Origin of the sequence: Actinokineospora bangkokensis (genome assembly GCF_001940455.1) — a bacterium.
Taxonomy (GTDB): domain Bacteria; phylum Actinomycetota; class Actinomycetes; order Mycobacteriales; family Pseudonocardiaceae; genus Actinokineospora; species Actinokineospora bangkokensis.
The window spans coordinates 421,790-436,603 of sequence record NZ_MKQR01000009.1 but is presented as its reverse complement, the minus strand read 5'-3'; the positions used below and the strand labels follow the sequence as shown (position 1 = coordinate 436,603).

1 protein-coding gene is annotated in these 14,814 nt (G+C 76.6%); it reads right to left on the bottom strand.

Translation table 11 applies throughout. The features are described 5' to 3' along the window. Positions 1 to 3: 3 nt before the first annotated feature. Positions 4 to 14,769 carry a non-ribosomal peptide synthetase gene (locus tag BJP25_RS10125; protein WP_084793844.1) on the bottom strand — a complete coding sequence of 4,922 codons (14,766 nt, stop codon included), beginning with the start codon at positions 14,767 to 14,769 and terminating at the stop codon, positions 4 to 6. Between the last annotated feature and the right edge of the window lie 45 nt (positions 14,770 to 14,814).

The following is a 14,814-nucleotide window of genomic DNA, read 5'->3' as shown; positions in this document are numbered from 1 at the left end:
GGGTCAGGCGAGCAGCCGGGCCAGCACCGCGCCGATGGCGGCCAGCGGCTCGGGCTGGGTCAGGTCGTTGTGCGTGGCGTCGACATCCACTGTGGACAGACCACCGCGCAGGTGCGGGGTCCACCGGTCGACGGCGCCGGGCACGGCGTCGCGGGCGGCGACGAACAGCAGCGCGTCGGCGGTGACGGTGCCGGGGGTGAAGTCGCGGGCGAGCGCGGTGTTGTTGGCGAACACCCGGTGCAGGGCGGTCAGGCCGCGCTCGTCGAGGTCGCCGAGCACGCCGCCCTGCTCGCGCAGCAGGGCCACCACGGCGGTCTCGTCGAGCGGGTCGGCCAGGCCGGAGCGGTCGTACCCGGCGAGGTCGAGCATGGCCTCGTACAGCTCGCGCTGGTCGACCACCCGGTCCCCGGCGCGCTCGGCGTCGGTCTTGGGGAAGGAGTCGAGCAGCGCCAGCAGCTCCACCCGCTCCCCCGCGGCCTCCAGCCGCGCGGCGACCTCGTGGGCCACCACACCGCCGTAGGACCAGCCGAGCAGCCGGTAGGGCCCGTGCGGGGCGACCGCGCGGATGTCGGCCAGGTACCGCTCGGCGGTCTCGGCCACCGTCGTCGGCAGCGGCACGTCCTCGGCCAGGCCCGCCGATTGCAGCGCGTAGATCGGCACGTCGGGGTCCAGGTGGCGCATCAGCCCGGCGTAGGACCAGCCGAACCCGCTGGCGGGCGGCAGGCAGAACAGCGGGGCCCGGCCACCCCGGCCGCGCAGCGGCAGCAGCGTGTCGAAGGCACCGGCGCGCTCGTCGCCGCCGTCGAGGCGGGCGGCCAGCTCGGCGGGGGTGGGCGCCTCGAACAGCGTGCGCACCCCGAGGGCGACGCCGAACACCGCGCGCACCCGGCTGATCAGCCTGGTGGCCAGCAGCGAGTGCCCGCCCAGGTCGAAGAACCCGTCGTCGATCGACACCGACGGCACGGCCAGGACCTCGGCGAACAGCTCGGTCATCAGCCGCTCGCGCTGGTCGCGCGGCCCGCGCCCGGTGCCCGCGGCGAGGTCGGGGGCGGGCAGCGCCGCGCGGTCGACCTTGCCGTTGGGGGTCAGCGGCAGCGCGTCGAGCACCACCACCGCGCTGGGCACCATGTACTCGGGCAGCCCGGCGGCGACGTGGGCGCGCAGCTCGCCCGGTTCGGCCGGGGCGTCGAGCACGGCGTAGGCCACCAGCCGCTGGTCGCCGGGCCGGTCCTCGCGGACGACGGCGGTGGCGCGGGCCACCGCCGGGTGCCCGGCCAGCACGGCCTCGACCTCGCCCAGCTCCACGCGGAACCCGCGCAGCTTGACCTGGTCGTCGACGCGGCGCAGGAAGCTCAGCGTGCCGTCGGCGTTCCACCGCACGACGTCGCCGGTGCGGTACATCCGGGAGCCGTCGGCGGCGAACGGGTCGGGCACGAACTTCGCGCTGGTCATCCCCGGCCGGTTGAGGTAGCCGCGGGCCAGGCAGTTGCCCGCCACGTACAGCTCGCCGGGGGCGCCGGGGGGCACCAGCCGCAGCTGGTCGTCGAGGACGTAGAACAGCGTGTTGTCCAGCGGGCCGCCGATGGGCAGCGGGCCGGGGCCGATCGCCGTGCCGGGCGCCACGCGGAACTGGCTGCAGTTCACCGTGGTCTCGGTGGGGCCGTACATGTTGAGCACGGCCGCGCCGGGGTGGTCCTCGCGCCACTGGTCGACCAGCTCGCCCAGCAGCAGCTCGCCGCCGAGCAGCAGCTCGGTCGTGGGCGAGTACTCCGGCGGCAGCGCCGAGAGCAGCGGCAGGTGGCTCGGGGTGGCCTTGACGAAGGTCGCGGGCCGCTGCCGCAGCCGGGCGACGGTGGCGTCGTCGGCCTCCTCGAACGAGGCGACCTGCACCGTGCCGCCGGTGACCAGCGGGACGTAGGTGGCGGTGACGGTGAGGTCGAACGAGATGGGCGAGTGCAGCAGGGCCAGCCCGCCCACCCCGTCGTAGGAGGCGGCGGCGAACTGGAGGTAGTCGGCGAAGGAGTAGTGCTCGACGACGACGCCCTTGGGCCGCCCGGTGGAGCCGGAGGTGAAGATGACGTAGGCGGGGGTGCGCAGCGCGGGCGGCTGCCTGCGCTCGGTGCTGGGCGCCACGTCGAGCCGGTCGAGCAGCAGCCGGGGCGCGGGCGTGGCGGGCAGCTCGACGCCCGTGCCGGTGATCACCAGGGTCGGGTCGGCGTCGTCGAGCATGAACGCGATCCGCTCGGCCGGGTAGTCCGGGTCGACCGGGACGTAGGCCCCGCCCGCCTTGAGCACGGCCAGCTGCGCGGTGAGCAGCGCGGCCGAGCGGGGCAGGGCCACCGCGACGAACCGCTCCGGGCCGACGCCGAGCCCGACGAGGTGGGCGGCCAGGCCGTTGGCCCGGGCGTCGAGCTCGGCGTAGGTCAACTCCACGTCCCCGTCGACGACGGCCGTGGCACCCGGGGTGCGGTCCACCTGGGCCTCGAACAGCGCGGGGGCGGGCAGCACCGGGTCGGTGGTGGCGGTGTCGTTCCAGGTGACCACGACCTTCTCCCGCTCGGCGGCGTCGAGCAGGTCGACGGCGCCGACGCGCAGGCCGGGGTCGTCGGCGACTGCGGCGAGGAAGCGCACCAGCCGGTCACCGATGGCCTGGGCGGAGCCCGCGTCGAACAGGTCGCGGCGGAACTCGACCCGGCCCGCCACGCCCGCGGCGGCGCCGTCGGCCGCGCGGTGCTCGGCCAGGTGGACGGTGAGGTCGAACTTCGCCCCGCCCGAGGACACCGGCAGGCCGGTGATCCGCAGGCCGGGCAGCTCGGCGGCGACCGGGGTGTGGCCCTGGAAGGACAGCACCACCTGGAACAGCGGGTGCCTGCTCATCGAGCGCGGCGGGTTCAGCTCTTCCACCAGCCGCTCGAACGGCAGGTCCTGGTGGGCGAAGGCGGCCAGGTCGGTCTCGCGGACCCGGTCCAGCAGCTCGGCGAAGGTGGGGTCGCCGGAGGTGTCCGCGCGCAGCACCAGGGTGTTGACGAAGAACCCGACGAGGTCGTCGAGCGCTTCATCGGTGCGGCCCGCGACCGGGGAGCCCAGCGGGATGTCGGTGCCCGCGCCCAACCGGGTCAGCAGGGCCGACAGCGCCGCCTGCACGACCATGAACAGGCTCACCGAGTGCGCCCTGGCCACGCCGTCGAGCCGGGCGTGCAGCTCGGCGGGCAGCGCCAGCTCGACCGAGCCGGAGGCGAACTCGGAGGTGGCCTGGCGCGGGCGGTCGGTGGGCAGCTCGATGCCCTCGGGCAGCCCGGCCAGGGCGGTGCGCCAGTGCGCGAGCTGCGCGGACAGCGGGCTGCCCGGGTCGGTGTCGGAGCCGAGCACCCGCCGCTGCCACAGCGCGAAGTCCGCGTACTGCACCGGCAGCGGCGACCAGGCCGGGGCGCGGCCCTCGGCGCGGGCGGTGTAGGCGGCGGCCAGGTCGCGGGCCAGCGGGCCCGCCGAGCCGCCGTCGCTGGCGATGTGGTGGACCACCAGCACCAGCACGTGCTCCTCGGCGCCGACGGCGAGCAGGTCGGCGCGCAGCGGCAGGTCGGTGCCCAGGTCGAAGCCGCGGCGGGCGGCCGCGGCGACGGCGGCGCCCACCTCGGCGGCGGGCAGCGCGGTCACCGGCAGCGCGGGCGCGGCCTCGGCGGCGGGCACGACGAGCTGGTGGGGTTCGCCGTCGACCTCGGGGAAGCGGGTGCGCAGGCTCTCGTGCCTGCCCACCACGTCGGCCAGCGCGGCGCGCAGCGCGGCCACGTCCAGCGCGCCGTCGAGGCGCAGCGCCAGCGGCACGTTGTAGGCGGCCGACCCCGGCTCCAGCTGGTTGAGGAACCACAGCCTGCGCTGGGTGAACGACAGCGGGACCCGCTCGGGCCGCGGCTGGGCGGTCAGCGCGGCGCGGGCGCCACCGGCCCCGGTGAGCCGCTCCGCGACCGCGGCCGGGGTGGGCGACTCGAACAGCACCCGCACCGGCAGCTCCACGCCCAGCACCGCGCGGACGCGGTTGACCAGGCGGGTGGCCAGCAGGGAGTGGCCGCCCAGGTCGAAGAAGTCGTCCGTGGCGCCCACCGCGGCCACGCCCAGGACCTCCGCGAACACCGCGCACAGCACGTGCTCGGCGGGGGTGCGGGCCGCGCGGCCGGTGGCCACCGCGCCGAAGTCGGGTGCGGGCAGCGCCTTGCGGTCGACCTTGCCGTTGCGGGTGAGCGGGAACTCCGCCAGCGCCAGCACGACCGAGGGCACCATCGCCTCGGGCAGCACGGCGCCGAGCGCGTCGCGCAGGCCGCGGGCGTCGTCGAGGCCGAGCACGTACCCGACGAGGCGGTTCTGCCCGGCGGGGTCGGCGTGCACGGCGGTGACCGCGTCGGAGACCCCGGGCAGGCCGCGCAGCGCGGCCTCGACCTCGCCCAGCTCGATGCGCTGGCCGCGGATCTTCACCTGGTGGTCGACCCGGCCCAGGAACTCGATGCGCCCGTCGGGCAGGTGGCGGACGCGGTCGCCGGTGCGGTAGAGGCGGGCGCCGGGCTCGAACGGGTCGTCGACGAAGGCCCTGGCGGTCTTCTCCGGGTCGCCCAGGTAGCCCAGGCCCACCCCGACGCCGCCGACGCACAGCTCCCCGACGACCCCGAGGGGCACCGGGTTGAGCAGCTCGTCGAGCACGTAGAGGCGGGTGTTGCGGATGGAGCGGCCGATGGGCACCCGGGTGCCGGGGATGTCGGCCATCGACGCCAGCACCGCGTGGGTGACGTCGTCGGAGCACTCGGTGGGCCCGTAGGCGTTGACCAGCGGGATGCCGGGGAAGCGCTCGAACCAGCGGGCGCACACCGGGGCGGGCAGCGTCTCGCCGGTGACCACCAGGTACCGCAGGCGGTCCAGGGCGGGCACCTCGGCACCGGCGTCCCAGGCGTCCAGGGCGGTGCGCAGCAGCGAGGGCACGACCTCCAGGACGCCGATGTGCTCGTCGCGGGTCAGGGCGAACAGCGCGTCGGGGTCCTGCGCGGTCTCGTCGCCGACGACCCGGGTGGTGCCGCCCGCGGCGAGCGCGGCGAGCATCTGCCACACCGAGATGTCGAACGACAGCGGCGCGTTCTGCACCAGCGCGCCACCCGGGGCCAGCTCCAGGTCCTCCACCTTGCACAGCAGGTGGTTCACCATGCCGAGCCGGTGGACCATGGCGCCCTTGGGCTTGCCGGTGGACCCGGAGGTGAAGATGACGTAGGCGAGGTCGTCGTCCTCCCCGCGCACCTCGGGCAGCGGGCCGCGCCGCCCGAGCAGGTCCTCGTCGAGCACGACGACCCGGACGCCGGTGCCCGCCTCGGCGGCCAGCGCGGCGGCCTGCTCGGCGCGGGCCGGGGCGGCCAGCAGCCAGCGGGCACCGCTGTCGCGCAGCAGGCCCGCGGAGCGCGCGGCGGGGGCCTTCGGGTCGAGCGGGGTGTAGGCGGCACCGGCCCAGAGCACGCCGAGGAACGCGGTGGGCACCAGGGCGCAGCGGTCGGACAGCACGGCGGCGATGTCGCCGGTGCGGGCGTCGGACAGCTCGGCGGCCAGCGCGCCCGCCCGGGCGGCCAGTTCGGCGTAGGAGCAGGTCCCCGCGTCGTCGACGAGCGCGGTGGCGTCCGGTGTGGACACCGCCAGCGCGCGGACCCGCTCCACGATGCCCTTGCTGCCCGCGATGTCGAGCGGGGCGGCGGTGTCGGTGAACTCCGTCAGCAGCCGGGCGCGCTCCTGCTCCCCGAGCAGCGGGACGGCGCTGACGCGCACGTCCGGGTCGTCCGCGACGGCGCGCAGCAGCCGGGTGAGCCGGTCCAGCACGGCCTGGGCGGTGGCGGCGTCGAACAGCTCGCTGCTGTAGTCGAAGCGGCCCGCGAGCCCGGCGGGGCGGCCGTCGGCGGTGCGCTCGGTGAAGTCGAACGACAGGTCGAACTGGGCGGCGTGCGCCCCGGTCGGCTCGACCTCGACGGCCAGGCCGGGCAGCGCCAGGTCGCCGGTGCGGTTGTTCTGGAGCACCAGCAGGGTCTGGAACAGCGGGTTGCGGCCCATCGAGCGCGGCGGGTTCAGGATCTCCACCAGCCGCTCGAACGGCAGGTCCTGGTGGGCGTAGGCGCCGAGCACCGTCTCCCGCACCCGGCCGAGCAGCTCGCGGAAGGTGGGGTCGCCGGACGTGTCGGTGCGCAGCACCAGGGTGTTGACGAAGAACCCGACCAGCTCGTCGAGCGCTTCATCGGTGCGGCCCGCGATCGGGGAGCCCAGCGGGATGTCGGTGCCCGCGCCCAGCCGGGTCAGCAGCGCCGACACGGCGGCTTGCAGCACCATGAACAGGCTGGCCTGCCCGTCGGCGACCAAGGCGCCGAGCTTGGCGTGCAGCTCGGCGTCGAGGTCGAACAGGAGGGTGCCGCCCGCGTAGGTCGGCGCGGCGGGCCGGGGCCGGTCGGCGGGCAGCTCCAGCTCGTCGGGCAGCCCGGCGAGGGTGTCGCGCCAGTAGGCGGCCTGCTGGGCGATCTGCGAACCGGGGTCGTCCTCGGAGCCCATGACCGCGCGCTGCCAGATCGCGTAGTCGGCGTACTGCACCGGCAGGTCCGTCCACTCCGGACCCGCACCGGCCAGCCGGGCGGTGTAGGCGGTGGACAGGTCGCGGGCCAGCGGGGCCATCGACCAGCCGTCACCGGCGATGTGGTGCAGGACGATGAGCAGGAACCACTCCTGCTCGTCGACCCGGTAGGCGGTCACGTGCAGCGGGCCCTCGGTGGCCAGGTCGAAGCCCCTGGCGACCTCGTCGAGCACCGCGGCGCGCAGCTCGGCCTCGGGCAGCTCGCGGACCAGCACCGGCGGGGCGGCGGCGTCGACGTCGAGCACCAGCTGCACCGGTTCGCCGCCGACCTCGGGGTAGGCGGTGCGCAGCACCTCGTGCCTGCCCACCACGTCGCGCAGGGCGGCGGTGAGCGCGGGCACGTCCAGGGTGCCGCGCAGGCGCAGGCCGATCGGGATCTTGTAGGGCGACTCGGCGCCCTCCAGCCGGTCGAGGAACCACAGGCGGCGCTGGCCGAAGGACGCGGGCACCAGCTCCCCGCGCTCGGCGGGCACCAGCGGCACCCGGACGCGGGCCGACTCGTCGAGCACGCCGACCAGCCCGGCGACGGTGGGCGCCTCGAACAGCGCCCGCACCGGCACCTCGATGCCCAGGGCGGTGCGGATGCGGCTGACCAGGCGGGTGGCCAGCAGCGAGTGCCCGCCCAGGGCGAAGAACCCGTCGTCGATGCCGACCGCGGGCACGCCCAGCACGTCGGCGAACAGGCCGCAGAGCAGCTCCTCGCGCGGGCTGCGCGGCGCCCGCGACGCCTTGTCCCTGGTCAGGTCCGGCACGGGCAGGGCGCGCCGGTCCAGCTTGCCGTTGGCGGTCAGCGGCAGGGTGCCCAGCTCGACCCACGCGGCGGGGACCATGTACTCCGGCAGCGCGGCGGCGGCGTGCTCGCGCAGCGCCCCCGTGGTGGCGGTGCCGACGACGTAGGCGACCAGCCGCTTGTCGCCGGGGCGGTCCTCGCGGACGATGACCGCGACCTGCGCCACGCCCTCGACCTCGGCGATGGCGGCCTCGACCTCGCCCAGCTCGATGCGGAAGCCGCGGATCTTGACCTGCTCGTCGGCGCGGCCGACGAACTCCAGCACCGGCCGGTCCGCCGCGCCGGTCCAGCGCACGACGTCGCCGGTGCGGTAGAGCCGCTGCCCGGCGCCGCCGTGCGGGTCGGCGACGAACCGGTGGGCGGTCAGGCCGGGGCGGCCCAGGTAGCCGCGGGAGACGCCGAGGCCGCCGATGTACAGCTCGCCCGCGACGCCGTGCGGCACCAGCCGCAGCCGGTCGTCGAGCACCAGGGCGCGCATGCCGTCCAGCGGCCTGCCGATGGGCACGGTCTGCCCGACCCGCTCCGGGTCGTCGACGCGGTGGTAGGTGGCGAAGGTGGTGGTCTCGGTGGGGCCGTAGCCGTCGCCGAAGACCAGGCCGGGGTTGGCGGTGAGCACCTTGCGCACCAGGGCGGCGGGCACGACGTCGCCGCCCGACCACACCTCGCGCACCCCGGCGAAGCAGCCGGGGTCCTCCTCGGCCAGCAGCCGGAACAGGCCCGCGGTGAGCCAGAGCCCGGTCACCCCGCCGGTCCGGATGACCTCCGCCAGCTCCGCGAGGTCCAGCTCGCCCGCCGGGGCCACCACGACCTCGCGGCCGGACAGCAGCGGCGTCCACAGCTCGTAGGTGGAGGCGTCGAAGGCGTGCGGGGAGTGCAGCAGCACCCGCTGCTGGTTGGGCCCGTCCCAGGCGCTGTCGGTGGCCAGGGCGAGCACGTCGCGGTGGGTGACCGCGACGCCCTTGGGCACGCCGGTGGAGCCGGAGGTGAACATGGCGTAGGCCAGCGCGTCCGGGTGGCAGGCGGCACCGGGGTCGGTGGCGGGCTGGGCGGCCAGCGCCAGGTCGTCGTCGACGACGAGCACCCGGCAGGAGTTCTCCGGCAGGTCGTCGCGCAGCGCCCGGTCGGTGAGCAGGGCGGCGGCGCCGGTGGTCTCCAGGACGGCGGTGAGCCGGGCGCGGGGGCTGCGGGCGTCGAGCGGGACGTAGGCGGCGCCCGCCTTGAGCGTCGCGAGGGTGGCGACGACCAGGTCGACCGACCGCTGCTGGTACAGCGCCACGGTGTCCTGCGGCCGCACGCCCAGGCCGATCAGCCGGTGCGCGAGCCGGTTGGCCCGCGCGTCCAGCTCGGCGTAGGTGATCCGGGTGCCCGCGGTGTGCAGGGCGACCGCGTCCGGGGTGCGGGCGACTTGGGCGGCGAAGCGCTGGTGGACCGTGTCGGCGGGGGTGTCGCGCTCGGCGCCCCGGGAGGCGGCCAGCAGCCGCTCCCGCTCGGCGGGGGTGAGCACGTCGACGCGGCCGACGGGGGTGTCGGGGGCGTCGGTGAGCAGGGCCAGCAGGGCGAGCAGGCGGGCGCCGACGGCCTGCGCGGCCTCGGCGTCGACCACGTCGGCGCGGTGGTCGAGGGTGAGGGTCAGGTGCTCGCCGTCGGGCAGGGCGATCAGCGTCAGCGGGTAGTGGGTGCTGTCGTCGACCCGGGCGGCCTCGGCGCGCAGCCCGCCGGGCAGCCGCACGGCCGCCGGGTCGAGCGGGTAGTTCTCGAACACGGTGAGCGTGTCGAACAGCTCGGTGGTGCCCGCGACCTCGCGCACCTCGGTGAGGCCGAGGTACTGGTGGGCCAGCAGGGACGCCTGCTGCTCCTGGAGCCTGCCCAGCAGGGCGGCGACCGGCTCGTCCGGGCGCAGCGCGACGCGCACCGGCAGGGTGTTGATGAACAGCCCGATCATGGCCTCGACGCCGGGCAGCTCGGCCGGGCGGCCGGAGGTGGTGGCGCCGAAGACGACGTCGGCGCGGCCGGTGAGCCCGGACAGCAGCAGGCCCCAGGCGCCCTGGACGACGGTGTTGAGGGTCAGGCCGCGGCCGCGGGCGAACGCGGTCAGCGGGGCGAGCGGGGTGCGCAGCACCAGCCGCTGCGGCGCGCCCGGCGCGGTGCCCGCGGCGCCCGGCGCGATCAGCGTGGGCTCCTCGACCCCGGCGAGCACGTCGGCCCACGCGCGGCGGGCGGCGTCGCGGTCCTGGGCGGCCAACCAGCGCAGGTAGTCCTGCGGCGGCGGTGCCGCGGCCGGGGTCTGCCCGGCGTAGAGGGCGAACAGCTCGCCCGCCAGCAGCGGCATGGACCAGCCGTCGAAGAGCACGTGGTGGTTGGTGAGCACGAAGCGGTGCCGCTCGGGGGCCAGGCGCACCAGGGTGAACCGGACCAGCGGCGGGGCGCCCAGGTCGAACCCGGCGGCCCGGTCCTCGGCCAGCAGCCCGTCGACGGTGGCGTCGTCGGCGCCGGTCAGGTCGACCTCGCGCCAGGGCGCGGTGACCGCGGCGGGGGCGAAGGCGACCGGTGTGGCCAGGCCGTCGTGGCGGAAGCCCAGGCGCAGCCCGGGGTTGCGGGCCAGCAGGGCGTCGGCGGCGCGGCGCAGGGCGGTGGCGTCGACCGGGCCGACGAGGTCCACCGCGAGCTGCACGGTGTAGACGTCGGCGCCCTGGTCGTAGAGGGAGTGGAAGAGCAGGCCCGCCTGCAACGACGACAGCGGCAGCAGGTCCGCGCCCGCGGGCACGGTCGGCAGCACGGCGTCCAGCTCGGCCTGGGTGAGCCGGGCGAGCGGGAAGTCCGAGGGGGTGGCCCCGCCCGCGCCCGGCCGGGCGGTGTGCTCGACGAGCGCGGTCAGCGCGCGGGTCCACGCCCCGGCCAGCTCGCGCACGTCGTCCTCGGCCAGCAGGTGCCCGGCCCAGGCGAAGGTGGCGGTCAGGTGCGGGCCGTCGGCCAGGTCCTCGGTGACGGCGGTCAGCTCCAGCGCGTGCGGCAGCGGGGTCGCCGGGTCGATGCCGCCGCCGAGGCCCGCGGCCTCGGGGGCCTGGGCCCAGTCGGCGTCGGTGGCGCTGAACCGGCCCAGGTAGTTGAAGCCGAGCCGGGGCGACTCGCCCGCGGCCAGCAGGGCGGCGGTCTGCGGGTTGAGGTGGCGCAGCAGGCCGTGGCCGGTGCCGTGGCCGGGGACGGCCCGCAGCTGCTCCTTGACGGACTTCAGCGCGGCCCCCGCGGCGTCGCCGCCCGCGAGGGCGTCGGCGGTGTCGAGGCCGTCGAGGTCCAGGCGCACGGGGTGCAGGGCGGTGAACCAGCCGACGGTGCGGGACAGGTCGGTGCCGTCGACCTCGTGCCTGCCGTGGCCCTCCAGGTCGAGCAGCGCCGCGGTGCTGGTGTGCCCGCGGCGGGCGCGCCAGTCGGCGACGGCGACGGCCAGGGCGGTGAGCAGCACGTCCTGCACGCCCGCGCGGAAGGCGGCGGGCACGTCGGTCAGCAGCGCCTCGGTGACCGCGGTGGGCAGCTCGACGCGCAGGTCGCGGACGGTGGCCACGGTGTCGCGGTCGCGCACCGGGGCGGGGGTCAGCGGCTCGTCGGCGCGCACGACCCCCGTCCAGTACGGGATCTCGGCCAGCGTGGCGGGGTCCTGGGCGGCGGCGGCCAGGTGCTCGGCCCACGCGCGCAGCGGGGTGCCGACCGGGTCCAGCTCGGGCCTGCGGCCCGCGGCGGCCGCGGCGTAGGCGGCGGCGAGGTCGGGCAGCAGCACCCGCCAGGACACGCCGTCGACGGCGAGGTGGTGCACGAGGACGAGCAGGCGGCCGGGCTCGGCACCGCGGTCGAACCACACCGCGCGCACGAGGTCGCCGCGCTCGGGGGACAGCTCGGCGGCCTTGGCGCGGGCGGTGGTGGCGACCAGCTCGGCCAGGTCGGCGGCGCGGGCGTCCACGATGGACACGTTCGCGGTGGCCGAGCCGCGCGGGGGGACCTCCAGGCCCCACACCACACCGCCCGCGCGGGTCAGCCGCAGGCGCAGCGCGTCGTGGTGGTCGAGCAGCGCGGTCAGCGCGGTGCCCAGGTGCACGGGGTCCAGGCCCGCGGGCACGCGCAGCAGGGTCGACTGGTGGAAGGAGTCGACCGGGCCGCCGTGCTCGCGCAGCCAGTGCACGATCGGGGTGAGCGGCACGACGCCGGTGCCGGCGTCCGGGTCGGTGCGCACGGCCTCGGCCACCGGGCGGGCGGCGGCGGCCAGCGCCTCGACGGTGCGCAGGGTGAAGATGTCCTTGGGGGTCAGGACGAACCCGGCGCGGCGGGCGCGGCTGACGAGCTGGATGGACATGATGCTGTCGCCACCCAGGTCGAAGAAGTTGTCCTGGGCGCCGACGCCCGCGACGCCCAGCACCTCGGCGAACAGCTCGGACAGCAGCCGCTCGACCTCGGTGGCGGGGGCGCGGGTGGCCCCGGCGCGGCCCAGGTCGGGGGCGGGCAGCGCGGCCCGGTCGACCTTGCTGCCGTTGGCGGTCACCGGGAACGCCGCGAGGGGGACGACGGCGACGGGCACCATGTAGTCGGGCAGGGTGGTGCCCACGTGCGCGCGCAGGGTGTCGCTGTCGCAGGTGGCGCCCTCGGCGGCGACGACGTACCCGACGAGCATGCGCACGCCGGGCCGGTCCTCGCGGACGACCACGACGGCCTGCTCCACGCCGGGGTGCGCGCGCAGCGCGGACTCGAGCTCGCCCAGCTCGATGCGGAACCCGCGCACCTTGACCTGGTCGTCGGCGCGGCCGTGGAAGACCAGCTCGCCCTCGGGGGTCCAGGACACCAGGTCGCCGGTGCGGTACATCCGCTCCCCCGCCGCGCCGAACGGGTCGGCGACGAACCGGGACGCGGTGAGGCCGGGGCGGGCGAGGTAGCCGCGGGCGAGGCCGCCGCCGGCGATGTAGAGCTCCCCGACCTGGCCGGGGGGCACCGGGCGCAGCTGGGCGTCGAGGGCGTGGACGCGGGTGTTGTGCAGCGGGGTGCCGATGGGCGGCACGCGGCCGGGGGCCAGCGGGGCGCTGGTGGTCGCGGCGACGGTGGCCTCGGTGGGCCCGTAGGCGTTGACCATCCGGCGGCCGGGCGACCAGGTCTCGACCAGCTCGGCGGAGGTGGCGTCGCCGCCGACGACCAGCGAGCGGAAGTGCGGCAGGGCGGTCGGCGGGACGCTGGCCAGCGCGGCGGGCGGGATCAGGGCGTGGGTGACGCGCTGCTCGGCCAGCACCTCGGCCAGCACCTCACCGGCGAGCGGGCCCCGGTCGGGCACGACGAGCGCGGCGCCCGCGCCGAAGGCGGTGCACAGCTCCAGCACGAACGCGTCGAAGCTGGGCGAGGAGAACTGGAGCACCCGGCTGCCCGCGTCGGCGGCGAAGCGCTCCACGCAGGACTGGGCGAACGCGGCGACACCGGCGTGCGAGACCACGACGCCCTTGGGCACACCGGTGGACCCGGAGGTGTAGATGACGTAGGCGGGGTGCTCGGGCAGCAGGGGGGCGGACCGGTCGGCGTCGGTCACCGGGTCGGCGGGGTAGGCGTCGGTGGGCTCGTCGACGAGCAGGTGGGCGGCGCCGGTGCCGGGGCAGTCCACGCCCGCGGCGGTGATCACCAGCACCGGCTCGGCGTCGGTGAGGGTGAAGCGGATGCGGTCGGCCGGGTAGTCCGGGTCGACGGGCAGGTAGGCGCCGCCCGCCTTGGTGACCGCGAGCGCGGCGATGACCAGCTCCGGCGAGCGGGGCAGCACGAGCGCGACCCGCTCCTCCGGGCGCACGCCGCGCTCGACGAGCAGCCGGGCGAGGCGGTTGGCGCGGGCGTCGACCTCGGCGTAGCTCAGCTCGGTGGCGCCGTGCACGAGCGCGGTGGCGCCGCGGTCGCGGGTGGCGGCGGCGTCGAACAGCTCGGGGAAGGTCAGCCGCGGGATCTGCGCGGCGGTGTCGTTCCAGCGGCGCAGCACCAGGTCGCGCTCGTGCGCGGAGAGCAGGTCGACCGAGCCCACCAGCGCCTCGGGGGTGGTGGCGATGGTGGTCAGCGCGCGCAGCACCCGGTCGAGCAGGGCGCGGGCGGTGGTGGCGTCGACGAGGTCGGCGCGGTGGTCCAGGCGCAGCCGCAGCGCGTCGCCGGGCAGGGCGACCAGCACCAGCGGGTAGTGGGTGGCGTCGCGGACGTCGACCCCGGTCAGCGCCAGGCCGGTGCCGGGCAGCTTCAGGGCCTCGGGGTCGAGCGGGTAGTTCTCGTAGACGGCGAGGGTGTCGAACAGCTCGCCCAGGCCGGTGGCGGCCTGGATGTCGGCCAGCCTGCCGTGCTGGTGGCCCAGCACCTCGGTCTGCTGCTTGCGCAGCGTGGACAGCGCCTCGGCGAGGGTGTCGGCGGGGTCGAGCGGGACGCGCACGGGCACGGTGTTGATGAACAGGCCCACCATGGACTCCACGCCGGGCAGGTCGGCGGGGCGCCCGGAGACGACCGAGCCGAACACGACGTCCTGGCGGCCGGTGTGCGCGGCGAGCACGAGCGCCCAGGCGCCCTGCACGGCGGTGTTGACGGTGAGCCCGTAGGCGCGGGCGGTGGCGGCGAGGGCGGTGGTGGTGGCCTCGTCGAGCACCGCCTCCAGGCGCGCGGGTTCGGCGGGGGCGCGGCCGGGGTCGGCGGGGGCGACCAGGGTGGGCTCGGTGAGCCCGTCGAGGACGCGGCCCCAGGCCTTGGCGTCGGCGTCGCGGTCGCGGCCCGCCAGCCACGCGAGGTGGTCGCGGTAGGGGGTGACGCGGGGCAGCTCAGCCCCGGCGTAGGCGGCGAACAGCTCGCGCACCAGCACCGGCATGGACCAGCCGTCGAGCAGGATGTGGTGGTGGCAGACCAGCAGCCGGTGCCGGTCGGCGCCCAGGCGCAGCAGGGTGAACCGGATCAGCGGCGGCGCGGTGAGGTCGAAGCGGGTGGTGCGGTCGGCCTCGGCGGCGCGCTCGGCGGCGGCGGCCGGGTCGGGCTCGGCGGCCAGGTCCAGCTCCCGCCAAGGCAGCTCGGCGCGGCGGGCGACGACCTGCACGGTCTCGCCGGTCTTCTTCTGCCGGAAGCCGGTGCGCAGCACCGCGTGCCGCTCCAGCAGGGTCTCGGCGGCGGCGCGCAGCGCGGCGGCGTCGAGCGGCCCGGCCAGGTCGAAGGCGAACCGGACGGTGTAGACGTCCTGGGCGGCCTCGTCGAACAGGGCGTGGAAGAGCAGCCCCTCCTGCAGGGGGGAGAGCGGGAGGACGTCCGCCACCTTCGACGGCGCCTTGGCCTGCGCGCGCACGGCGGGGTCTTGTGCGTTGTGGGGCACCAGTCGTCTCCTAGGGCTTCGTCTCGCAAGAGGGGTGGCGCAGGC